At 64.8% G+C, this 23838-nt stretch carries 21 protein-coding genes; 6 read left to right on the top strand and 15 right to left on the bottom strand.

The features are described 5' to 3' along the window. The first annotated feature begins 13 nt into the window (after positions 1–13). The 3 genes from PWP93_RS16480 (at position 14) to PWP93_RS16470 (ending at position 2994) form a co-directional block, all read left to right on the top strand. A complete protein-coding gene (locus tag PWP93_RS16480; RefSeq protein ID WP_421045153.1) occupies positions 14–1087 on the top strand; it encodes a MaoC family dehydratase in 1074 nt (357 codons plus the stop codon). Then, entirely contained in the window at positions 1087–2082 is a 996-nt protein-coding gene (locus PWP93_RS16475) for an HpcH/HpaI aldolase/citrate lyase family protein (protein WP_421046102.1), read from the top strand. The genes PWP93_RS16480 and PWP93_RS16475 overlap by 1 nt, the downstream gene beginning before the upstream one ends. A 135-nt stretch (positions 2083–2217) precedes the next feature. Continuing rightward, on the top strand, positions 2218–2994 hold the full coding sequence (locus tag PWP93_RS16470) for a GntR family transcriptional regulator (protein ID WP_421045152.1): 777 nt from the start codon (positions 2218–2220) through the stop codon (positions 2992–2994). 16 nt (positions 2995–3010) lie between these two features. Here the strand turns inward: PWP93_RS16470 and PWP93_RS16465 are convergent, their stop codons facing one another. The 10 genes from PWP93_RS16465 to PWP93_RS16420 all read right to left on the bottom strand — a co-directional run bounded on the left by PWP93_RS16465 (position 3011) and on the right by PWP93_RS16420 (position 12296). Continuing rightward, on the bottom strand, positions 3011–3583 hold the full coding sequence (locus PWP93_RS16465; protein ID WP_421045151.1) for a DUF2889 domain-containing protein: 573 nt from the start codon (positions 3581–3583) through the stop codon (positions 3011–3013). A 73-nt stretch (positions 3584–3656) separates the two neighbouring features. Beyond that, on the bottom strand, positions 3657–4427 hold the full coding sequence (locus PWP93_RS16460) for a citryl-CoA lyase (protein ID WP_421045150.1): 771 nt from the start codon (positions 4425–4427) through the stop codon (positions 3657–3659). Between the two features lie 16 nt (positions 4428–4443). Further along, positions 4444–4941 carry a MaoC family dehydratase gene (locus PWP93_RS16455; RefSeq protein WP_035532790.1) on the bottom strand — a complete coding sequence of 166 codons (498 nt, stop codon included), beginning with the start codon at positions 4939–4941 and terminating at the stop codon, positions 4444–4446. Between the two features lie 11 nt (positions 4942–4952). Continuing rightward, positions 4953–6116: an acyl-CoA dehydrogenase family protein gene (locus PWP93_RS16450; RefSeq protein WP_421045149.1), complete on the bottom strand. Its 1164-nt coding sequence runs from the start codon at positions 6114–6116 to the stop codon at positions 4953–4955. Continuing rightward, positions 6109–6858 (bottom strand): SDR family NAD(P)-dependent oxidoreductase, encoded by a 750-nt coding sequence (locus PWP93_RS16445; protein ID WP_421045148.1) that lies wholly within the window; start codon positions 6856–6858, stop codon positions 6109–6111. Before PWP93_RS16445 ends, PWP93_RS16450 begins: the two co-directional genes overlap by 8 nt. A 66-nt stretch (positions 6859–6924) precedes the next feature. Next, entirely contained in the window at positions 6925–7380 is a 456-nt protein-coding gene (locus PWP93_RS16440; protein WP_421045147.1) for a MaoC family dehydratase, read from the bottom strand. A gap of 35 nt (positions 7381–7415) precedes the next feature. Next, a complete protein-coding gene (locus tag PWP93_RS16435) occupies positions 7416–8624 on the bottom strand; it encodes an acyl-CoA dehydrogenase family protein (RefSeq protein ID WP_421045146.1) in 1209 nt (402 codons plus the stop codon). A gap of 45 nt (positions 8625–8669) precedes the next feature. After that, on the bottom strand, positions 8670–9581 hold the full coding sequence (locus PWP93_RS16430; RefSeq protein ID WP_421045145.1) for an SDR family NAD(P)-dependent oxidoreductase: 912 nt from the start codon (positions 9579–9581) through the stop codon (positions 8670–8672). Between the two features lie 40 nt (positions 9582–9621). Continuing rightward, positions 9622–10821, bottom strand: a complete 1200-nt coding sequence (locus tag PWP93_RS16425; RefSeq protein WP_421045144.1) for an acetyl-CoA acetyltransferase — start codon at positions 10819–10821, stop codon at positions 9622–9624. Positions 10822–10835: 14 nt separating this feature from the next. Continuing rightward, positions 10836–12296, bottom strand: coding sequence for a 3-oxoacyl-[acyl-carrier-protein] synthase III C-terminal domain-containing protein (locus PWP93_RS16420; protein ID WP_421045143.1), 1461 nt, complete (start codon positions 12294–12296; stop codon positions 10836–10838). Between the two features lie 408 nt (positions 12297–12704). Between PWP93_RS16420 and PWP93_RS16415 the strand changes: the two genes are divergently transcribed. Continuing rightward, positions 12705–14261: an acyl-CoA synthetase gene (locus PWP93_RS16415; protein ID WP_421045142.1), complete on the top strand. Its 1557-nt coding sequence runs from the start codon at positions 12705–12707 to the stop codon at positions 14259–14261. Between the two features lie 28 nt (positions 14262–14289). Here the strand turns inward: PWP93_RS16415 and PWP93_RS16410 are convergent, their stop codons facing one another. Further along, complete coding sequence (locus PWP93_RS16410) at positions 14290–16446, bottom strand: acetate--CoA ligase family protein (protein WP_421045141.1); 2157 nt, start codon at positions 16444–16446, stop codon at positions 14290–14292. A gap of 106 nt (positions 16447–16552) precedes the next feature. Beyond that, entirely contained in the window at positions 16553–18658 is a 2106-nt protein-coding gene (locus tag PWP93_RS16405) for an acetate--CoA ligase family protein (RefSeq protein ID WP_421045140.1), read from the bottom strand. Between the two features lie 450 nt (positions 18659–19108). Between PWP93_RS16405 and PWP93_RS16400 the strand changes: the two genes are divergently transcribed. Continuing rightward, entirely contained in the window at positions 19109–19345 is a 237-nt protein-coding gene (locus PWP93_RS16400) for a hypothetical protein (RefSeq protein WP_084225890.1), read from the top strand. A 114-nt stretch (positions 19346–19459) separates the two neighbouring features. Continuing rightward, on the top strand, positions 19460–21088 hold the full coding sequence (locus PWP93_RS16395) for an electron transfer flavoprotein-ubiquinone oxidoreductase (protein WP_421046101.1): 1629 nt from the start codon (positions 19460–19462) through the stop codon (positions 21086–21088). A 105-nt stretch (positions 21089–21193) separates the two neighbouring features. Here PWP93_RS16395 and PWP93_RS16390 read toward each other — a convergent pair whose 3' ends face one another. Genes PWP93_RS16390 through PWP93_RS16380 form a run of 3 tightly spaced genes read right to left on the bottom strand, consistent with a single transcriptional unit; the run spans position 21194 to position 23707 of the window. Continuing rightward, positions 21194–22090 carry a sterol desaturase family protein gene (locus PWP93_RS16390; protein WP_421045139.1) on the bottom strand — a complete coding sequence of 299 codons (897 nt, stop codon included), beginning with the start codon at positions 22088–22090 and terminating at the stop codon, positions 21194–21196. A 15-nt stretch (positions 22091–22105) separates the two neighbouring features. Further along, positions 22106–22585 (bottom strand): hypothetical protein, encoded by a 480-nt coding sequence (locus tag PWP93_RS16385; RefSeq protein ID WP_421045138.1) that lies wholly within the window; start codon positions 22583–22585, stop codon positions 22106–22108. Positions 22586–22609: 24 nt separating this feature from the next. Further along, entirely contained in the window at positions 22610–23707 is a 1098-nt protein-coding gene (locus PWP93_RS16380; protein ID WP_421045137.1) for a 2Fe-2S iron-sulfur cluster-binding protein, read from the bottom strand. Positions 23708–23838: the final 131 nt, after the last annotated feature.

Here is a 23838-nt window from a genome sequence, read left to right as displayed (position 1 = left end):
AACCGGAGGATGAATGAGCAAGAACCGAAGCGGCAATTTTTTCGAGGATTTCCGCGTGGGCATGAAGCTGCGCCATGCCACGCCGCGCACGCTTACCGAAGGAGACCGCAGTCTCTATATCGGCTTGACGGGAAGCCGCTCCGTGCTCGGCACCGCCACGACGAACGCGCGTCAGTTGGGATTCGACGCGCGGCCGCTGGAGGACCTGCTGGTGTTCAACACGGCGTTCGGCAAGACTGTGCCGGACATCTCGCTGAACGCCGTTGCGAATCTCGGCTATGCCGACGTGCGCTTCCTCGCGCCTGTTTTTCCCGGCGACACGCTCGCCGTGGAAACCGAGGTGATCGGCTTGAAGGAGAACACGAGCCGCAGGAGCGGGATCGTATATGTGCGCTCCACGGCGAAGAATCAGCGTGATGAAGCGGTGCTCACGTGGGTCCGCTGGGTGATGGTCCACAAGCGCGACGTGCAGGCCGATTGCCCGCAGGCCCATGTGCCGACGCTTCCGGAGTTGGTGAGGGTCGGGAGCCTGCCGCGCCATCCGTTCGGCCCGCAAGTCGCGCAGATCACCGCGCTCACGGGAGTCGCCGATTTGTGGGACGACTACGCCGTGGGCGAACGCATCGATCACCCGGGCGCGATGGCGGTCAACGACAGCGATCACAGCATCGCCACGCGGCTGTATCAGAACACCGCGAAGGCGCACTTCGACGCGCGCGCCGCATCGGCCAACGAAGGGCGTCGCCTGGTCTATGGCGGCCACGTGATGTCGATCTGCAAGGCGCTCGCGTACGACGGGATCGAAAATGCGCTGACGATGCTCGCCATCAACGCGGGCAGCCACGTCAACCCCACCCTGGCCGGCGACACCCTCGTTTGCGCCACCACCGTGACCGACAAGTTCGACCTCGGCGACGACCACGTTGGCGCCCTGCGCCTGCGCATGATCGCGGCGAAGAACGTGGAGGCCGCCTCGATCGTCTTTCCCGACACCGGCGCTGGCCGTCCCGCTCATTCGACCAATATCGTGCTCGATCTCGACTACACGATCGCCATGCCCAAAAAATCTGCAACACGGAGCCAATGATGACTGTCCACACGCATCCCAAAGACGCCCTTTTTTCGGGCGAAAAGCCGTTTCCCGCGTTGCCTGCCTGCGAGCACTTCGCCGGCAGCGAAAAGCTGATTGCCAAGGCGTTCGGCTTGCAAGCCGAATACGGCCCGGTTTTCGATATCACCTGCGACTGCGAAGACGGCGCGGCTGCCGGCCAGGAGCGCGAGCACGCGCAGATGGTGGCCCGCATGCTCAACTCGGAACTCAACCGTTTTGGCCGCGCGGGCGCGCGCATTCACGATCCGTCGCACCCTGCATGGCGTCAGGACGTGGAGATCATCGTCGGTGAGGCAGGGCAGCGCGTCGCCTACATCACGATTCCGAAAGCGACCACGGTAGCGCAGGTTGCGGAGGTGATCGACCAGATTCAGTCAGTTGCCCGAAAGAACGGCGTCGATCGCGCCGTTCCGGTTCACGTCCTGATCGAAACGCATGGCGCGCTGCGCGAAGTCTTTTCGATCGCGGCGTTGCCGCACATCGAAGTGCTCGACTTCGGCCTCATGGATTTCGTGAGCGGCCATCATGGCGCGATTCCGGCGGCTGCGATGCGCAGCCCGGGGCAGTTCGAGCACGCGCTGCTGGCGCGCGCCAAGGCCGATGTGGTAGCGGCGGCGCTCGCCAACGGCATCGTGCCGGCGCACAACGTCTGCCTGAACCTCAAGGACGCCGCCGTGATCGCCGCCGACGCGGGCCGGGCGCGCAACGAGTTTGGCTTTCTGCGTATGTGGAGCATCTATCCGGCGCAGATCCAGCCGATCGTCAACGCCATGCGGCCGGATTTCGAAGAAGTGGTGGACGCTGCCGCAATTCTCGTCGCGGCGCAGGATGCCGCCTGGGGGCCGATCCAGTACGAGGGCGAATTGCACGACCGCGCCACTTACCGGTACTTCTGGAGCGTGCTGGAAAAGGCGAGGGTGACGGGCATGCCGTTGCCTTCCGCGGCCGAGCAGCGCTTTTTCGCGGGCTAGTCGAGCGCCGGCTGCGCACGTCATCGGGCGCGGCCGGCCGGCAAGCGGCGCTCCCGTTGCGCGTACAATCGGTAACTCCTTGAACAGCGCTACGTGCGCTGTGGCAATGACAACCCAGCGACAACCCAGCAGGACATGAGCGCGAAACCCAGGACCCCTCCGGTCAATCCATCCCTGCCGGTCACCCGTTACGCCGAACTCGCGCAAACGCTCATCAAGGCCATTAGCGCCGGCCGCTATGCGGTAGGCGGTCTTCTGCCCACGGAGCCCGAACTGGCCGAACTGCATGGCGTGAGCCGGCACACCGTGCGGGCATCGCTCAAGATGCTTCAGGATCTCGGCTACATTTCGCGCAAGAAGTCGGTCGGTACGATCGTCGAGAGCGCGAATCCGCGCACGGCCTTCACTCAATCGTTCGAAACACCGGAAGACCTGATGAGGGTCGCGGCGACCGAGGTGCGCTCGATCGAGACGGTCACGCCGGTCAAGCTCGATCGCACGCTGGCGCGCAGCCTCGAGGCGCCGCCGGGAAGTCAGTGGATTAGGCTTTCGGGGCTGCGCGTCGAGGCGGGAAAGCGGGGAGCGCCGCTCGCATGGGCGGACATTTATATCGATGCCGCGTTTGCGCATTTGATCGATGAGATCCGCAGCCGCCCGGGGGAACTCGTGAGCGCGATGATCGAGCGCGAAAGCGGGCAGCCGTTCGACGAGATCAGGCAGATCGTGCGGGGCGTACTGATCGACGCCGCGCTCGCGAAGCGGCTGAAGGTGGAACCCGCGTCGGCGGGACTGCGGCTCGTGCGGCATTACCGCCGCCAGGACGGCCGCATCCTGGAGATCTCCGATACGCGCTATCCGGCCGACCGCGTGTCCGTATCGTTTCAGCTGAAGCGCGGCCGGCTGCCGGGCTGATTCCCGGCCTCATGCATCAAGTCGCCGGCCGTCTGTGCAGCGGCCACAGCACCTTCATGGCCTCGCCGTCGGCGCGATTGGTGTAGCAGCTGTTGATGACTGCGGGCGGGGCCATCGTCCCGGACTCGTCGGCGGGCAGCCGCCCATTGCGCTCGACGCGGCCCACCGCGAAGCGCGTCTGCATCGCCGTATTCGCGAGCAGGCCCAGCAGTTCGGTCAGGTGGGTGCAGCCATTCACCCCGCCAACGACCGCCTTGATCTGTTTGCGAAAGCCCGCGCCGATCTGCATGCCTTTCAGTCCTGCATAAGCCGACTCGATGTCCGTGCAGTAAACGGTCGGCCCCGCCTCGATATGCGCCGTCACGTTCTGGATCACCATCGCTGTATCCAGCGTCATCACGATGCGCATGTGATGAATCGGCTCGCCTTTGGGCACGCGCTTGAAGAGGAGATCGGTGTCGATCGGGGTGATGTCGCGCAGTTCGCCTTCGATGTCGAAGAGGCCGTCGCTGCGCAGATAGCCGTTGCAGCTCATCGTGCGCGTATGCATGAGCTGCCGCGAAACTGCTGAAGCAGGGGAGGTGTTCATGGAGAGCATCCTTTTTCCACGAATGAGAAGATGGCGCCCCGCAAGGTGACGCGGGGCGCACAGAGGGTGGCGATCAGGGCAGGACGTTGCGCGGGTCGTCCTTCAGCACGAGCTGCCAGGCTTCACGGGCCATCGGCGCGCTCTTCTCTTCCATGATGTGGGCGAGGAGGCCCGCGGATCTGCCGACCAGCGAAAGGCCGCGAGCGATCAGCGGATCGAGGCCCATCGCGGCGACGATGGCCGCGATCGCGCCCACCGCATTCAGCGGCAGCGGCTTCTTCATCTCCTGAGTGAGCACGTCGCCGATCGCGTCCATCAGCCGCCAGTGCACGTGGTAGTAGCCGTTCTCGCGGGCCAGTTCGCGCAGCGTGGGAACGCGCGGATCGCCGTCGATATGGATAGGGTGCCCCACGCCGTAAATCGCGCGGCGTTGCTCCTTGTGCTGGCGAATCACCGCGCGGGCGGCTTCACGGATTTGTTCGTCGCTGGCGTTCTCCGGCAAGTCCTTCGCGCCTTCGAGCAGCATTTCGGCCGCGTTCTGCATCGTGCCGAGAAACACGCTGCCCGCGCCCAGCAAGCCGGCCGCGACCGCGCCCTGGAGCGCTTCGGGAGCGCCGATATAGGTCAGGCGGCCGGCAAGCGAGCTGGGCGTGATGCCGTGGTCGGCCGTGGTGACCAGCAACGCGTTGACCATGACCTTCTCGCGCGGCTCGGGCTTGCGGCCGAGCGTCGTGAAAAAGATCATGTCGATGAAATCGAACTTGCCGATGATCTCGGTCGACAGGTTCAGACCACGGACCATGATGGTATCGGTCGTGGTGTAGCCAATTTCGGTCTTTACCATGAGTCTGTCTCCGCACTCACTGCGCCGCAGGGTGGCGTCGCTTGAACAGGCACGTCGCGGCCATCTCGGCGACGACTTCGTCGCGCTGGTTGATGCCGCGGCGCATGAAGGCGATGATGCCGCGCTCCGGCCGGCTCGTTTCGCGTTGCTCGAGCACTTCGATCTCGACGCGCAGCGTGTCGCCGATGAACGTGGGCTTCGGGAATTTCAGCCGGTTTTCCAGCACGCTGAAGAGCGCGCCTTCCATCAGCTGGTTGGGGATCGAGCGCGAGGTCAGGCCGGCCATGAACGAAGCGACCAGCATGCCGTGCGCGATGCGCTGGCCGAAGATCGTGCCCTTCGCGTATTCGGCGTCCACGTGCACCTTGTTGAAGTCGCCGGTGAGGGCGGCGAACGCCGCCACGTCGCCTTCCGTGATCGTGCGCGAGGAGGTGGTGTAGGTCGTGCCGGGCGTGAGGTCTTCCCAGTAGATCGACGCCTTGGCGATCTCGTCGAGGACGCTGGTTTCAGTCATGTTGTGTCTCCTTAGGTGAGCGCGGAAATGCCGAGGATCTCGCGCCCGATGATGAGTGTCTGGATTTCGGTCGTCCCTTCGGGGATCATGCCGCCGCGCGTATCGCGGAAGATGCGCTCGATGGGGTACTCGCTCGCATAGCCCATGCCGCCGTGCACCTGCAGCGCGTGGTTCGCGACATCGAAGGCGGCTTCGGTCGCGTACAGCTTGGCAATCGAGCATTCCGTGCGCGCCGTGCCGTTCTGCATCGCGCGCGCGGCGCGATAGCCGAGCGCGCGGGCGGCCAGCGTTTTCGCGGTCATGTCGACGATATGCTTCTGCACCAGCTGGAACGAACCGATCGCGCGGCCGAACTGCTTGCGCTGCTTCGCGTACTCGACGGAAAGATCGAGCGCGCTTTGCGCCGCGCCGACCGCGCCCATCGCAACGTTCAGGCGTCCGAAGTTCAGGCCGATCAGGATCTGCCGCAGCCCTTCGCCTTCCACGCCGATGAGGTTCGCAGCGGGAATCTCGGCATTCTCGAATGTAAACGCGGCGGTGCCAGTGCTGCGCGCGAACATCGTCTCGACCGGACTCACGTCGAATTTCGTTTCGCCGACCTCGACGAGGAAGAGCGACAGCTTGCCGTCGCACTGCTCGCTGTAGGTGCGCGCGACAACGATGCCGAAGTCGGCGAACAGGCCATTGGTGATCCACAGCTTGCTGCCGTTGAGCACGTAGCGGTCGCCGCGCTTGTCGGCGCGAGTCTTGATTTCGGCGACGTTCGAGCCGACGTCAGGCTCGGAGATCGAGACGAACGTCTTGCGCTCGTTGCGCAGCAACGGCCGCATGAAGCGCTCTTTCTGGTCTTCCGTGCCGTACGCGTTGATGATGCCGGAGACGATATTGAGGCCGTTGAGCAGGATGCGCAGCGAGAGCCAGCAATAGCCGGCTTCTTCCATCATCACGGCCCACGTCAGGTAGTCGATGCCGAGGCCGCCGTCCGCTTCGCTCAAATAGCCGCCGAGATAACCGAAGTCGCCAAGGCCGGTGAGCACTTCGTGCGGAAAGCGCTTGTCGCGCTCCGCCTGCTGGATGCGCGGCGCAACGTGTTGCTTCAGGTAGCGGCGGATGTTGTCGCGCAGCAGCTGCTGGCTGCTGTCGAGGCCATCGACATCGCAATCGAGATCAGCCATAACGTCCTCCGGTCACGAACAGCGTGGTGCCGGTGATGTAACGGGCCTGCTCGGAGGCCATGAATGCGACGGCGCCCGCGATGTCGCTGGTCTTCCCGGCGAACGTCACGGCGTTCTTGGCAAGCGCGTTCTCGCGAATCGTGTCGTAGTTGGGCAGGCTCTGGATATATTCCGTTTCGATGAAGCCCGGCGCGATGGCGTTGACCGTGACGCCCTTGCGCGCCTGTTCCAGCGAGAGCGCGCGCGTGAACCCGACGAGCCCTGCCTTGGCGCTCGAGTAGTTGGCTTGGCCCGCGTTGCCGAACATCGCGCGCGAGCTGATGTTGATGATGCGGCCCCAGCCGCGCTCGTGCATGTGGGGCAGCACAGCGCGGCAGCAGTGGAATGCGCCCTTGAGCGTGACGTTGAGGACGAGGTCGAAGTCCGCTTCCTCCATCTTGAGGAGCGTGCGGTCCTTTACGAGGCCCGCGTTGTTCACCAGCACGTCGATCCGGCCGAATGCCTCGACACCGGCGCCGACCATCTTGCGGACCTGCTCCTCGCTGCGCACGTCGCATTGCACGGCGATCGCCTTGCCGCCGTTCGCCTCGATATGACGCGCGTTTTCTTGCGCCGCGTCCGCGTCGAGGTCGGTGACCACCACGGCCATGCCCTCGGTGGCCAGCATGCGCGCCGTCTCCGCACCAATGCCGCGGGCGGAGCCCGTCACGATCGCCACGCGATCTTTCAGTCCCAGATCCATCTTTGTTCCTCCATTCCTGATTGGATTAGATTGCGGCCGCCTGGCCGTTGCGCCTTGCCCCGGGTCTCAGGGATAGCGCCGTAAAATCGATTCGGCGATGCAGACCGGCTTGGCCGAGCCTTCGCGCTCCACCGTCATTTCGACTTTTATCTGTGCGCCGCCGTTGTCCAGGGGCTCCCAGGCCAACAGGCGGAAATGCGCGCGCACGAGGCTGCCCACCGGCACCGGGGCGGGGAAGCGCACCTTGTCGAGCCCGTAGTTCACGCCCATGCGGCTTTGCTCGATGCGATACGCCGTCGAGGAGAAAACCGGCAGCAGGCTCAGCGTGAGAAAGCCATGCGCGATCGCGCCGCCGAACGGGCCGTCTTTTGCGCGTTCCGGGTCCACGTGGATCCACTGGTGATCGCCGGTGGCGTCGGCGAACAGATTGACGCGCGCCTGGTCGATCGTCGTCCACTCGCTCGTGCCGATCACTTCGCCGACCAGCGGCTGAAGGTCGGCAATCGTTTGATACGTCTTCATTTCGGTTCCTTCGATTTCGATATGACTTCGCGCGCTCAGAACTGAAACAGCGCACGCGCGACGATGCTGCGCTGGACCTCGCTGGTGCCGCCATAGATCGTGGAGGCGCGGCGAAAGAACATCTCGTTGGCAAGGCCGCGGCCAAGCTCCTGCATCGGCAGCGTGGCGGCGTCGCGTTCCTGCGGGCCCGGATAGGCGATTGCGCCGTGATCGCCGAGCGACTCCACCACGAACGCGCTCATCTGCTGCTGCAGTTCGGTCGCGCGCACCTTGAGGATCGAGCCCATGGCATGCGCCGCCGGGCTGTGATCCTGCTCCAGTGCCGCCACGCGCTGCACCATCATGGCGATGGCGTTCGTTTCCGCTTCGAAGCGCGCGAGACGCAGGGCGAAACTGGTGCGCTCGATCAGCGGGCGCGCGCCGTCCCGAGCGACCACCGCCAGCGACCGCAACTGCTTCAGGTATCGCCGCAGCACCGGCAGGTCGGCCGTCGAGGCGTGCTCGTTGTTGAGCAGGAACTTCGTGATCGACCATCCCTCGCCCTCGGCGCCCACGCGGTTCGACACGGGCACGCGCACGTTGTCGAAGAACGTCTCGTTCAGGTGATGGCAGTCGTCGATGCTGCGGATCGGGCGCACCGTGATGCCGGGCGTCTTCATGTCGACCAGCAGGAAGCTGATGCCGGCCTGCTTCTTCGCCTCCTGATCGGTGCGTACGAGCAGGAAGATCCAGTCGGCCCGATGCGCGTAGCTGGTCCAGATTTTCTGGCCGTTGACGACGTAGTGGTCGCCTTCATCGTCCGTGACCCGATCGGCGCGCGTGCGCAGCGAGGCGAGGTCCGAGCCCGAGCCCGGCTCGGAAAAGCCCTGGCACCATTGACGCTCGCCGCTCAGCAGCAACGGCAGATGCGCCGCCTTCTGCTCAGGTGTGCCAAAGGCATTGAGCACGGGGCCGAGCAGTTTCTGCGCGCCGCCGTCCTGGGTGGGCGCGCCCGCGTTCATGCACTCCTCGTCGAACACGAGGCGTTCCTGCACGCTCCAGCCCGGGCCGCCATGTTCGGCCGGCCACGAGGGCGTGCCCCAACCCTGTTCGTTGAGGAGGCGCTGCCAGCGCGTCACGTCCTCGCGCGCCGAACGCGTGCCGGTGCGCAGCGGGCGGACGAGGTCCGCTGGCAGACGCTCGCGCAGGAAGGCGCGCAGGTTCTGGCGAAAGGCCTCGAGGTTTCGATCAGGCTGGAAGTCCATGTGTACTGTTCCTTTGCGTACTGGCGGGGCGCACCGGGGTTCCGGTCAGACCGGGTCCCAGGCGAAGACGTCGCGCGAGAGTTCGAGCGGGTAGAACGACTTCTCGAACATCGGAATGGCGCGCTCGACGCAGGACTCCACGGTCCAGCCTTGCGCCGTGTGCGCGGTGCGGATGGGGCGCGGCTGCGAGAACAGATAGATTTCGTTGTTACGCACACCGAAGATCTGGCCGTTGACGTGCTTCGCGTTGTCAGTGAGGAGGGCGAGCGTGAACGGGGCGATCTTGCCGGACTCCATCGTCATGTAGACCTTCATGCGCTCCTTCGCTTCTTCCGATTCGGTCGGCACGCTGCCGACCATGCGCGTGAAGGCGAACGGCGCAATGCAGTTCGAGCGCACGTTGAAGCGTTGCATGTCGATCGCGATGGATTTCGACAGTCCCACGATGCCCATCTTGGCGGCGGCGTAGTTCGCCTGGCCGAAGTTGCCGATCAGCCCCGAAGTCGAGGTCATGTGCACGAAGGCGCCGCTTTCCTGCGCCTTGAAATGCGGCGCGGCGGCGCGCGACATGTTCCAGGAGCCCTTCAGGTGGACGCGCACCACTGCGTCGAACTCTTCTTCGGTCATGCGGTGGAACACCGTGTCGCGCAGATTGCCGGCGTTGTTGACGACGGCGTCGACGCGGCCGAAGGTGTCGAGCGCCTGCTGGACGATCTTCTGGGCCGAGTCCCATTCCGCCACGCTATCGGTATTGGCGGCAGCCTCGCCGCCCGCCGCGCGGATCTCGTCGACGGTCTGCTGCGCGGGGCCGGCGCTGCCGCCGGAGCCGTCGATGTTCACGCCCAGGTCGTTGACGATTACGCGCGCGCCCTGGCGCGCGGCCTCGCAGGCAATACCCTTGCCGACACCGGCGCCCGCGCCGGTCACGATGACAACCTTTCCTTCGAGCAAACCCATTACGTACTCCTCGATGAATCGGAATCCTGACGATCCGTTTTTAGTGATGAAGACCCAGCACGCTGATCGCGGCGACGCCCTGGTAGGGAACGCCGCCCAGGTTGTGCGTGAGCCCGATGGCCGGGTTCTTGAGCTGGCGCTCGCCGGCCCGGTCCTGCAGCTGGTTGTAGATTTCGTAGGCCATGCGCAAGCCCGATGCGGCGATGGGGTGGCCGAAGCATTTGAGGCCGCCGTCGATCTGGCACGGCACGCCGCCGTCGCGGTCATAGAAACCGTCGAGCACGTCGTGCACGGCGCGTCCCGCTTCGGAGATGAACAGGTCCTCCATCGTCACGAGCTCGGTGATGGAGAAGCAGTCGTGCACTTCGATCAGGTCGAGCTGTTCGCGCGGATTCGTGATGCCGGCCTCGGCATAGGCGCGTTGTGCTGCGTTGCGCGTGTTGCGAACGTGGCTGCCGTCCCACACGTTGGTCGTCGATTCGATGCCCGAACTGACGCTCAACTGGATTGCCTTGATCGTCACCATGTCCTTGCGGCCGAGCGCGCGCGCGATCTCCGGCGTGGTGACGATGGCCGCCGCCGCGCCGTCGCTCACGCCGCAGCAGTCGAACAGGCCGAGCGGCTCGGCGATGATCGGCGCGCCGAGAATCTGTTCCATCGTCACCGCTTTGCGCAGATGGGCCTTGGGGCTCAGCACGCCGTTCTGATGGCTCTTCCACGAGACGCGAGCGAGCGCGCGCTTGAGTTCGTCTTTCGCGATGCCGTGGCGGGTGCGATAGCCATCGGCCAGTTGAGCGAAGCCGGCGGGCGCGGAGCCGAGGGGCAGCCACAAATCGTTCATGGTGCCCTTGTACGTGGGCGGCAGGCCGCCGTAACCGGTGTCCTTGAGCTTTTCCGCGCCGATCGCGAGCGCGATGTCCACCGCGCCCGACGCGACCGCATAGGCCGCGCCGCGCAACGCCTCGGTGCCGGTCGCGCACATGTTTTCCATGCGGCTGAATGGAATGCCATCGAGGCGCAACGCGAGCGACGCCGGGACGGCCGAGTTGCCGACGTTCACCGCATCGAGACACGACCCGTACCACGCGGCGCCGATCTCGTTGCGTGCGATGCCCGCATCCGCGAGCGCTTCGTTGAATGCCTCGGCCAGCAGATCGTGCGTACCTGCGTCCCAGCGCTCGCCAAAGCGCGAGCAGCCCATGCCGATAATGGCGACCTTGTCCTTGATACCGTTTGCCATGGTTGTCGCCTCCGTTATGCCGCAAGCGGCGTGGCTTTCCAGAAATAGCGCGGATAGTTGCGCGTCTTGTCGATGTCCTTGATACGGAACACCATGCGCAGCGGCGTGCCGACATCGAGACCTTCCGTGCCGACGTCGGTGACTTCCATGAGCACGCGCGCACCGTTGTCGAACTGCACGAAGCCCACATAGAGCGGCGGGGCCGGGTGATACGAAAGCCAGTCGGCGGTCATGGTCAGCACTTTCGCGTCCACGTCGTAGAGCGCGGTGGGCTCGAACTGCGAGGCGGGCGCGTGGCAGGTATCGTTCACGCAATAAGCCAGCTGCGGGAACTGCACGGTGCCGCAACAGCCGCACTTGCCGGCCACAAAGCCGCCGAGCTGCCACGCGCTGCGGTATTGCTCGGTGAACGCCGTCTTGACCTGCTTCTCGGCGCGCATGCCCCATTCGAGGTCGATGGCGTTGTCGTACGAGAGCATGCGCAAATAGTCGCCATGCACCTGGGCGTCGGCGATGGCCTGCGTCGCACCGCGGCGCGGCCTGAACGATGCGATGGCCGCGGTCGTCTTCAGCACGAGCACGTCGCATCCCTGTCCGAAGCCCGCCACCACGATGATGTCGTCCGGTTGCGCGCGTTCGAGCGTGGCTGCGAGCATGAGACACGGATGCGCGGCGCCCGCGTAGCCGCAGTGTTCGTCGAGATGATCCGCTACGGCCTGCGCGGCGATGCCGGCGCGCCTGGCCACGGCTGCGCCCACGCCCTTGAGCGGCGCGGCAAATACGAAGTGCGCGACCGCATCGGCGGGCACGCCCGCGCTTTCGAGCGCGGCCTTGACGGTGGCCGGGACGATCTTCGCGTAGCCTTCGTCGCGAATCCAGCGCTCTTCCCAGTAGTAGTCGTGCTTGCCATCGGCGGCGCGAAAATGATCGACGAACAGATTGGCCTCGCTGGCGCTGCCGATGAGTTCGGCGATCACACCTTCGTTGCCGAGCGTGAATGCAGCGGCGCCTGCGCCATACGCGAGTTCCTGCGCGCTGGCAGGCTTCGCCGAGGGATGATCGCTCGCGACGAACAGCACGTTCTCTCGCGCCGCGCGCAGGTGGTTCAGCAGGCCGGCAACGCCGGCGCGCTGCGATTGCCCGATTTCGAGCGTGCGCACGCCAGCGGGCAACTCGAGTGCGCCAGCGACGATGCTCGCGCCTTGCAAGTCGGCAAAGGCGGGCCGCGTCGTGGCGAGTGTCAGCGCTTCGATGTTCGTGCGGGTGCGTTGGCCGAGCGCGTCACGGGCGGCTTCGACGGCCATCGTGATGCTGTCCTCGTCCCAGCTGCAGAAGGCGCGCTCGCCTTTCGGCGCGGCGCCGGCCGCTCCGCTCATCCAGCGATGGGCGGCGGCAATGGCGGCGCGCTGCATACGCAGGCGGGGCACATAGCCGCCATAGCCGGTGATGCCATACGGTATTGGCGTTCGGGTCATGCTTACCTCGCGGTCTTGGATGCTTGATGAATCCTGCTGTCGAGCGGACCCTGGTGGTGCGGGGCGCTCGGGTGATCGAATCATCGCTAGAGGTCGGTTCCGGGCCACTCCCCAACGCGGGGGGCGGCGAGGACGGCACTTAAGCGCCGGGTGGGGAGAGCGGGAATTGCAGGAGGACGAGGCGGGTCATGTCGGGGGGCGGCGTGAAGGGTTGCCTCGGGGTCGCCTCGCGCGGCAGGCGCACCCGGCGAGGGCGGAAACGGAACTTATGCGCACGGCCCGAACGGCCTGCCCCCTGAGTCGAGGGGGCGGCGATCTCGCGCCTGGCGCCATACTGGCGCGGACGATTTTTCTTCCATTTCAGGGCTGCGCGTTCCGATCTGGATACCGACAACGGAGACAATCACGATGTACCTCACCCAATGCCTTCATCGTGCGGTTCAGCAATACCCGGACCGGACGGCCACTGCGTTTCGCGGGCGTCGCCGCAGTTACGGCGAATTTGGCGAACGTGTCGCGCGCCTCGCGGGCGCCCTGGTTGGCCTGGGCATGGCGCATGGCGACCGGGTTGCCATGCTGGCCCCGAATTCGGACCGGTACGTCGAGTACATCATGGGTGTCTGGTGGGGGGGCGGCGTCCTCAATCCCATTAACGTGCGCTGGAGCGTGCCGGAAATCGTCTACTCGCTGGACGATTGCGATACGCGCATCCTGCTCGTCGACGATGCGTTCCTGCCCCATGTCGAGGCGATTCGCGCGAAGGCGAAGCACGCGCCGCTCGTGATTTATGCGGGCGACGGCGAGGCGCCCGAGGGCATGCTGTCGTTCGAGACGCTGATCGCCGATACGCCGCCCATCGAGGATGCCTGGCGCGGCGGCGACGATCTCGCTTGCATCATGTACACGGGCGGCACCACGGGCTTTCCGAAAGGCGTGATGCAGACGCATCTGAACCTGTGGTCAGGTTGCGTGCCGCGTCTCGCAGAGATGCCGCAGCCGCCCAACTGCGTCGTCATGCACGTCGCGCCGCTCTTTCACGTGGCGGGGCTTGGACGCGTCGCGACGCAATTCCTCGCGGGCGGCACGCACGTGCTGGTGCCGTCGTTCGATGCAGGCGAGTTGCTTGCGACCATCGAACGGGAAGGCGTGACCGAATCGGTACTGGTGCCGACGATGATTCAGGCGCTGCTCGCGCATCCCGATCTTTCGCGCTACAACCTGAGCAGCCTGCGCCGGCTCTACTACGGCGCGTCGCCCAGCGCAGGCGCGATGGTCGAGCAACTCCTCGCGCAGTTTCCGGGGATCGAACTGTCGCACAGCTATGGCCTGACCGAGACGTGCCCCGTCGTGTCGAGCAATCCGCCGGAGAATCACAGCGAGGCCGCACGCCGCAGCGGGCTTTCGCGCTCGGTCGGGCGCGGCGGGATTGGCGTCACCATCCGCATCGTCGACGCTGAAGGTCGCGAGGTGCCGCGCGGGACGGTGGGCGAAATTGTCGTTCGCGGTCCTAATATCACGCCGGGATACTGGAACAAACCGGAGGAAACGGCGCGCGCCATGCGCAACGGGTGGTTCCATACCGGCGACGGCGGCTACATGGACGAGCAGGGCTATGTGTTCATCGTCGATCGCATCAAGGACATGATCGTGACGGGCGGCGAAAACGTCTATTCCGCCGAGATCGAGAATGTGATCGCGCGTCATCCTGCCGTGGCGATGTGCGCGGTGATCGGCGTGCCGCACGAGCACTGGGGCGAGGCGGTTCACGCGGTGGTGGTGCTCAAGCCTGGCGCGAAGCTCGACGAAACCGCGCTGCGCGAGCATTGCCGCGAGTTCGTTGCAAGCTACAAATGCCCCAAGACCGTGGAGTTTCGCGACGCATTGCCCCTTTCCGGCGCCGGCAAGATTCTGAAGAAGGATCTGCGCGAGCCTTACTGGAGCGGCAAGGCTCGCGAGACGAAATAGGGCGGGTTGCGGGCGTTGCGCGCCTCGATCAACGGAACGGGCCGCCCGGCAGCTGACTGGCGGCCGGTTCGCCTCCGTGACGGCAGAGGACCGCGTCGAGCGCGACGACGCCGTGTCCCTGCGGTCTTACCGCGAGGGGATTGATTTCCAGTTCGCCGACCGAATCGGCGTGGCTCGCGACGAAGTCGCTCAGTTTCACCATGACGGCAACCAGCGCGTCGACGTCATACGCGCACTGGCCGCGATAGCCTTTGAGCAGCGCGTGACAGCGGGTCTCCTCGATCATCTGCCGGGCGGACTGCGCTGTGAGCGGAAGCAGCCGCCTGCTGACATCGCCGAAGAGTTCGATGCCGACTCCGCCGAGTCCGAACGTGCACACGTGACCGAACACCGGGTCCTGGTGAATGCCCACTACCACTTCCACAAACGGCGCCGGCAGCATGGGCTCGATCAGTACGCCTTCGAGATCGGAAGCCGCGCATACCCGCAATCCGTTTGCATGAATGTCCCCGAATGCTTCGGCCGCTTCGCGTTCCGACGTTATGCCGAGCCGCACGCCGCCCATATCGGTCTTGTGCGTAATGGAAGCGCTCGCGATCTTCATGACCGCTCTGCCGTTTGCGACGTCGCGCCAGGCTTGCGCCGCTTCATCGGCTGTGCGGGCGACGCGGCTATTGGGTACGGGAATGCCGATTTTTGCCAATAGCGCCTTCGTTCTGGCTTCGGAAAGACCCATGTTCGCTGCGTGCGATGCGATTGCGCCCAGCGGGGTCCACGCGTTGTCGAAGCGGGCTCGCCAGCGCCCGTATTCGATGAACCGCTTGACGGCCAGCACGGCGTTGCCCACGGCACGCATCGGCATCAACCCGCCTTCGATGATCGTGCGATGTCCCTCGCCTGTGCGGTCGCTCATCCACACGGGGACGATGGGCGTGCTCACCTCGCGCTGTACGTCGACGAGGCTTGCGCCGAGCAGCGTAGTGGTCCTTCCGTATTCGACGGGAATCGGCACGAGCACGAGGTCCGCGTGCGGATCGCTTGCCGTCGCTTTCAGGGCAGCATGGCTCACCTCGGCATTGACGAGCACTTCCGCCGTGACGTCGACCGGGTTGTCGATCGCCGCGTAGCCGGGGAGGGTGTCGCGCAGCTTTTGCAGCGTCTGCGGGGCGAATCGGGTTAGCGTCAGGCCAGCTAGCCCGATCATATCGGACGCGAGTGCGGCGGTCCCGCCGGAGAAGCTATAGACGGCCACCTGTTCGCGGCCGGTCGGCTCGGCGCGGGACAGCAGCGAAGCGACATCGATCATTTCGTCGATGTCGTCGACCTCGACGATGCCCAGTTCGCGGAACACGGCGCTATTGATTTCAGCGACGCCCGCAATGGCGGCGGTATGCGACTGCGCGGCTTTCGCGCCGTAGGCCGATTTGCCGACCTTCAGCGCGACGATCGGCTTGCCGAGGCGCGCGGCGTGCAAAGCGGCAGCCATGAAGCGCGGGCCGTTGCGTACGCCCTCGAGCGTCGTCACGATGACCTTGATGTCGGGCGCTTCAGCCATGTAGTCAATAAAGTCGCTGACTTCGAGATCGACCTCGTTGCCGCCGGAACACCAAAGGCCGATGCCCACGCCGCGGTCCATGGCCTGGATGAAGGCGCGGCCGAGGCCGCCGCCCTGGGTCGCGACGCCAATCGGACCGCTGCGCTGGTCGATGCGCCATGCGGGCGAAAAGCACAAACCGAGCCGCGCATTCATGTTGTTCAGGCCGGGGCAGTTGGGGCCATAGATCCGCATGCCGGTGCTCGCCGCGATTTCACGCATGTGCGCCTCGATCGCTCGTCCTGCCTCGCCGGTTTCGCCGAAGCCGGACGTGAAGACGATCGCGAACTTCACGCCGTGCTCGCCGCACTCGCGCAGCGTCTCCAGCACGGCGTCCGCGCGCACGGCCAGGATGGCCAGATCGGGAGCCTGCTCGATGCGCCGTATGGACGGTACGCAGGGTCGTCCGTGAATTTCGGCATAGCCAGGGTTCACGAGGTAGAGCTCACCGTGAAAATCGGACCAGGCGGTCAGATTCTCGAATGTGCGGCCTCCGATGCTGTCGGGCCGCTCCGATGCGCCGATCAACGCGATGGATCGCGGCTGGACAAGCAGCGAAAGGTCACTGAAGTGCGAGAGGCTTTCATTCATGGCGCGAGGAAGGTCCTGTTGTAGTGGTCATACTTTGGACTGCAGATGAATGGTCAAGAGCGGAGACGCCGCCCGGACGAACCCGGGCACTCCGGCTCGATGGGGCTCACGATCCCGGAGCTTCGTCGGCGACGATGGCCGCGTCGGCAGCCAGGGCCCCTTCGCCCTCGGGCATGGCGAAGACGGGATTGAGATCGAGCGATTGCAGGCGCGGCCCGGCGGCTATCGCAAAGGCCGAAAGCTTCGACAGCATGCGTGCGAGTGCGGCAATATCGGTAACTGGCCGGCCGCGCGCGCCGAGCAACAACGGTGCGCCGCGAATCGAGCGGATCATCCGCTCGGCGACGTCGACGCCAAACGGACAACGATGCAGGACGACATCGTTCAGGATCTCGACGAATACGCCGCCCAGGCCGAACATCGCGATCGGACCGAAGACCGGATCGCGCTGAATGCCCATGATGCACTCCACGCCGCCCATGATCTGGCGGGCTACCAGCACGCCGTCCAGCCGGGCTCGCGGTACGGCGTTGCGGGCGCGCTGAAACAGTGTGCCGAAGCCGCCGTGCACGGCGCTTTCATCGCTTACGCCGAGTAATACGCCGCCTGCCTCGGACTTGTGCAGGATATCGGGCGACAGGATTTTCAAAACCACGGGGAAGCCGAATTCGCGCGCCGCGCGCACGGCGGATTCGGCATCGGCGCAGGCCCGTTCCGGGACACTGGCGATACCCGCGGCGGCGAGCAGCTGCTTGGCCTGGGCTTCGGTGAGCGGGCCCGACGGCAGTGCAATCGGCGCTAATGCAGGGACCGGGGCACCCGGCTGCGCGTCTGCAGCGAAGCTGCGGCCAATGTGCCCCATGGCGGCAATGGCGGCGACTGCGCGGTTGAGGTCTTCGAAAATGGTGAAGCCTTGTTCCTCGAAAGCGTCCAGCGTTGCGCGCGACCCGCGCAGGATCAGCACATAAAGGCGGTCCGGATGGCGCGCCCGCACCCGTGCCATCCGCTCGAGCAGGCCCCTCCATACGTTGGGCGCGGTGCCGGCGTAGGTGAAGAATCCGAGCAACGTCCGATAGCCACCTTCGTCCAGCATGGTGTCGACGAACGGTTCGATGATGGACGGGTCGTTGATGAACTGGCCGGTCGTGTCGACCGGATTGCGTGGCGAGCAAATCGGCAGCAGTTCGAGCAAGGTGTGCTGCGCGTGTGCCGGCAATTCCGGCATGGGCAGCTTCAGCGCTTCCGCGGCATCCGAAACGATGACGCCCGCACCGCCGCTGACCGTGACCATGCCAAGCGTATTGCGTTCGGGAAAGATGCCGCGCGTGGCAAGCCGCACGATGTCGAGAAGCGCCTCAGTGGTGCTCGCGCGCACGACGCCGGCTTCGGCGAGAACGGCGTCGCACACGGCGTCGTCGCCGACGATCGACGCCGTGTGCGAAAGCGCTGCGGCGCTGCCCAGCGCGCTGCGGCCGACCTTCAACATCACGACAGGCTTGCGGGCCCGGCGCGCGGCCTGCAGCGCGGCGAGCAGGCCCGGGCCGTCCTGAATGCCTTCCGCGTAGAGCGCGATGACGGTGGTGTCGGGATCCTCCACCATCAAGTGGACGACGTCGGCCAGCGCGAGATCGGCCTCGTTGCCCGTCATGAAAATGCTGGAGATGCCGACACCGGCGTCGGCGGCCGCAGCGAGAAGGTGCCCTCCGTACGCGCCCGATTGGCTGGCGATGCCCACGTTTCCGGGGCGCACGTTGGCCGTGACGTCGGTCGAGAGAAAACTGCCCACGAAGCCGCTGTGAAAGTTCACGCATCCGAGTGCGTTCGGACCCAGCAGCCGCATGCCGCTGCGGCTTGCGGCTGTTGCCAGGCTGGCCTGCAGCGCGCTGCCCGGCGCGCCGGTTTCCGCGAAGCCCGCGCTGAACACGATTGCCGCGCGAACGCCGCGCTCGGCCAGCGCCTTCACGGCATCCAGCGCCTGCGGGGCGGGAACGGCGACGATCGCGGCGTGCGGCGTTTCCGGCAATGCGGCGATCGAAGCGTAGGCGGGCAGTCCCTGCACTTCGTTTCGGTGCGGATTGACCGGAAAGATGCGGCCGCTGAAGCCGAGCCGCCGCATGGCTTCGATCGGGCGGCCGCCTATGCGGGTCGGATCGTCCGATGCGCCGACCACAGCGACCGAGCCCGGGTTCAACAATGCATTCATCGAGAGCATTGCATCCATGTCCTTGACGGGAGGGTTACGGGATTGCGGTCCGTGGCGGTCTGAATGCCTCGGATGACCAAGCGTAGGCAAATGACGGCCCCAGTCTCCCCCCCAACGTTGGGGGTGGTAGGCGTTGCCACATGGGAAACGGATCTTTCCCCGCGCGGCGACACATCGCGCCGCGTGGCGGATACCGGATTTTGCTGTGACAAGAGGTGTTGCACTCGGGCGGCACAAAAGTCGAACGCGCCGCCGCAGTCGGCGGAGTAATGCGCGAGAGCGGTTAGATACCCCCGCCTTTTTGGGGGGGGAGGTCCGTCGCGCATGGCGTTACCTTGCTACCTGGAGTAGCCCGTGTTGTCGGGCATTTCGTTCGGAAGTAGGGCACAGTCGCGTTGTTTCAGGAATGGACCTTGGCCCTCCTCAGCATGCTGCGCACAGATGGCACTGGAGATATCGATGAAAACCGCGGAACGATCGTTGCGTCTGCTCGTTGAGAAGTGGATTGGCGCGAGCCCGGAAAGGCGGGCGCGGGTCACCGGGTTCGGATATTGCCGCAAACGTGCGTGGCGCTATGTGCGCGTGGAGACTGCGAATTCGTCAGGTGTTCTTTCTATTTTGTTTTTCCGGCATGAAGACGGATCGTGGTGCGTATTTCCGCCCGAACGCAGACGGCCGGCAATGCGCATCGTCTGAGAGCGTTGGTTTGTGGAAAACGATGTTTATACCGGATATCGGCAGGTATGGAGGCCTGGTTTCGTGAGTATCTCGACAGTTGAAAATGACGGCTTCGCGCCTGTGCGCGAGTCGATGGAATACGACGTGGTGATCGTGGGCGGCGGGCCGGCAGGCCTGTCCGCCGCGATTCGCCTGAAACAGCTGGCAGCGGAAAAAGGCGCTGAGATCGGCGTATGCGTGCTGGAAAAGGGCTCGGAGATCGGGGCGCATATCCTCTCGGGCGCGGTTATGGATCCGCGCGCCATCAGCGAGCTCATTCCCGACTGGAAAGAGCAAGGCGCGCCGCTGAACGTGCCCGTTGCCGAAGATCAATTTCTTTTCCTTTCGGAAAACAGCGCGAAGACGGTGCCCAACTGGGCGCTGCCGGACAACTTCAAGAACCACGGCAACTATGTGATCAGCCTCGCGAACGTCACGCGCTGGCTGGGCCAGCAGGCCGAGGCGCTGGGCGTGGAAATTTTCCCGGGCTTTCCGGCGGCTGAAGTGCTCTTCAACGATGATGGCTCGGTCAAGGGCGTGGCCACGGGCAACATGGGCGTCGGCAAGGATGGCGAGCCCACCGAGAATTTCCAGCTCGGCATGGAGTTGCACGCGAAGTACACGCTGTTTGCCGAAGGCTGCCGCGGCCATCTGGGCCGTCAACTGAACGAGCATTTCAAGCTCGGCAAGGACGCGGACCCGCAGGTGTACGGCATCGGCATCAAGGAGCTGTGGGAGATCGATCCCGCGAAGCACCAGCCGGGTCTGGTGATCCACACGGCCGGCTGGCCGCTCGAAAAGGACACCTACGGCGGTTCGTTCCTCTATCACACCGACAATAACCAGGTGATGGTGGGTTTTGTCGTTGGACTCGCGTACCAGAATCCGTATCTCTCGCCGTTCGAGGAGTTTCAGCGCTACAAGACGCACCCGGCGATCCGCAAGTATCTGGAAGGCGGCAAGCGCGTTTCGTACGGCGCGCGCGCGATGACGGCGGGCGGTCTGATGTCGCTGCCGAAGCTCGTGTTCCCGGGCGGCGCGCTCGTAGGCGACGACGCGGGCTTCCTGAACGCCGCGCGCATCAAGGGCAGCCACGCGGCGATCAAGACCGGCATGCTCGCAGCGGAAGCCGCATTCGATGCCGTGCAGGCCGGCCGCCAGAGCGATGAACTCGCGGCTTACCCGGAAGCGTTCAGGCAGTCGTGGCTCTATACGGAGCTCTACAAGGCGCGCAACTTCAAGCAGTGGATGAGCAAGGGCCTGTACCTGGGCACGCTGATGGTGGGCATCGAGCAGAAACTGCTGGGCGGCAATGTGCCGTGGACGCTGCATCACCAGCATCGCGATCACGAGATGCTCAAGCCGGCGTCGCAGTGCAAGCCCATCGAGTACCCGAAGCCCGATGGCAAGCTCACGTTCGACCGCCTTTCTTCGGTGTTCATTTCCAATACGAATCACGAAGAGAACCAGCCCGCGCATTTGACGCTGAAGGATGCAACGGTGCCGGTCGGCATCAACCTCAAAACCTACGCGGGCCCCGAATCGCGCTTCTGTCCCGCAGGCGTCTACGAATTCGTGAAGGATGAGCAGGACGACGACCGCCTGCAGATCAACGCGCAAAACTGCGTACACTGCAAGACCTGCGATATCAAGGACCCGACGCAGAACATCGTGTGGGTCACGCCGGAAGGCGGCGGCGGACCGAACTATCCGAACATGTAAGCGATTTGCGCACCCAAGGTGGCCCGTTCTGAACCGGCCGCTCTCGTTGTGCGCGCATCCACATTAAGTGACGAGGCGTTCGTACGCGCCTCAGTCACGCCATCTTCAGTTCGTTACGGCAATGGCGATGCCGCTGGCCGTGACGATCACCGCATCCGCCGCAGTCAGTGCTGCTTCCGAGCTTTGGGCCAACGGCGTCCCTTGCTGCAAACTCGAACGCCCGTCACGCAGAAGCGGCCAGAACAGTTGCACCATTCCGGGCTCCACGGGCATGCCCGCGGGCACGCCGTAGGCGTCCTGCCGCCGTGGTTGACTCTGGTGGGTCGTGCCGTGCAGCACGTCCCAGACGCAGAGGATATTGCCGTAGTTCGAAGAAGCATTGCCGTAACGGCCAAGGCCATGATGCGCGTGGTGAAAGTCCTGCAACACCACGACTTTCTCCACGATATCGAGCACCAGGCGGCCAGCGCGATATCGCCGTACCCACAGGTCCCAGCGATAGCCCGTGTGCTGCAGCAGCGTCACGACCCCCTTGAACCCGAATACCACCGCGGAAGCCGTGCCGGCGCCGAGATAGATCAACACAGGCGCCATCCACAAAGCCGGAACGAGAAAGTAGTAGAACGTATTTTCTCGCCCAGCCATCAGCACGTTCAGGTAGGTTGGCGTGTGATGGGGCTTGTGCAGGCGCCACAGCAGCGGCCACTGGTGCGCCATGCGATGCAGCCAGTAGTTCAGGTAGTCGTCGATGGCGAGGATGATCAGGAACATCGCCCACACCGGTACCTGAGCCAGCGCGCCCTTCCATTGCGGCAGGAAGCGGGCAATCGGCCAGGCGAGCGTCACGAGCAGCAGCGCCCGAACCGAAAAGGTCAGGATCTGGCTCAACACGTTGGTGCAGAGTTCACGCTTGCTCGACGCTTGCGGGTTGCGGAATTGTCCCGTCGACAGATCGACGACGAGCAGGAAGAACATCAGGCCAAACACGATTGCGACATTCATGTTCTTTCCCCTTGCTCACGGCTGGCTGGCGCTGTCGCGCTGGTTTTCCATCAGGAACACCGCCTTTCCCACTTTGGTCGGGCTGACACTGGCCTCGACAGCAACGCTGCCCGAGATGCCGGCAAAGTCGCCCGTGCCGCTTTCGATGGAAATCTGTCCGCGATCGGCGTGTTCGGCATCCCCCTTGTAATGGAGGTAGGCGACGCCGCCGCCCGTCGACTTCAGCTCGCAGTCGCCGCCTCCCTCGACCTGTTTCGTGCCGTCCAGTGTGTCGATCACGTTGCAGAGCGCGTAGAAGCGCACCGTCTTGCCCTGAGCGGTGATGACGCCCGCGCCTTCGACGAGGACGTCGATGCGCGAGCGTTCGGGCGTGATGTTCATGCGCGACGAGTTCTTGATCGCGCCGCCAATGGTGAGGCGAATCGGAGTGCCGGCGGCGTGCGCGTGTGCAACGAGGGACAGCAGCAGGCTGGCGATAAGGGTTTTCTTCATCATGATGTTTGTCTCCGGTGTTCGGGATCAGGCGGCGGCTTCGGCGAGATGGCTGCGGTCGAAGAACCGGTCGTAATGGATGCAATGCGGCGGCGTTTGCCCGCGCAGTTTTTCCAGCGTTGCGTCGATCATCGGCGGTGGCCCGCACAGGTAGAAGCTGGTGTCCGCGAGGCTGCAAAAACGTTCGAGATGGTCGGTGCAGAATCCGCGCAAGCCCTCCCAGCCCGAGTCGGGGGCTTCGCCGGAGAGGACCGGGAGCACGAGCAGGCGCCCCGGCGCGGGCCAGTGACGTTGCAGGCGTTCCAGCGCGTCCATGCAGTACAGGTCGCGCTGGCTGCGCGCGGCAAAGAACAGCGTCGTGTCCGGCGCGCGCGGCAATTGGCTCATGTGCTCGAGCATCGCCTTGATCGGTGCGAGCCCGCTGCCGCCCGCCACGCATACGACCGCGCGACCGTCGTCGCGAAAGCCGAAATCGCCAAGCGGCCCCGTGATGGCGAGCGCATGGCCGACGCGGTCTTCAGCAAAGAGCCATTCGGTGAACTGACCGCCGGGCACGCGCCGCACGTGGAATTGCACCTCGGTCTGCGGTCCATCTTGCGCAGCAGAACTGAACGAATAGCAACGCGGCGCGGACTCCAGCGAGGGATGTCCAGGCACGCAAAGCTGTGCGTATTGTCCCGCGCGGTAGGCGAGGGCCTCGTCGAGCTCGACCGTAAGCAGGCGGATATCGTGATTCAGTTCCGTAACCGATTTGATGCGGCCGCTGGTGTTGATCAACGCGCCTGCATCCATGCCATGCGAAAGGCCCGGCACGGCGAGCAGAATGTCGCTTTGCGCCTCGCTCTGGCAGGCCAGCAGGTGGCCCCTCTGCAAGGCCGCGGCATCGACATGGCTGGAAATGTCGCGCTTGAGCCGGACCTTTCCGCGCACGAGGCGGCAGCGGCACGACCCGCATTCTCCCGTCATGCAGAGGTGCGGAATGCGGATGCCCTGGCGCACCGCGGCCTTGAGCACGCTTTCGCCGGGCCGCAGCCAGCCGGATCCTGCGCCATCGGCTATTTCGAGGCGAAACGCCCCCGGCGGAGGGCTGTCGCGCTCCGTCCTTGTGTTGTCTCCATCGTTCATTCTGTCTTTGCCTGGCTCGTGAATGGATCGGCACCGCTTTTTGCTCCTGACGGATTGCGATGCCACGCTTGCCACGCGAAATTTTTATCAGCCGGGTGCCGGGTAGAATATGAAGTAGTTCACAATGTTGG

The sequence above is a fragment of the Paraburkholderia sp. A1RI-2L genome, from assembly GCF_048957375.1.
GTDB lineage: Bacteria > Pseudomonadota > Gammaproteobacteria > Burkholderiales > Burkholderiaceae > Paraburkholderia.
This window is presented reverse-complemented; position numbering and strand designations above follow the sequence as displayed.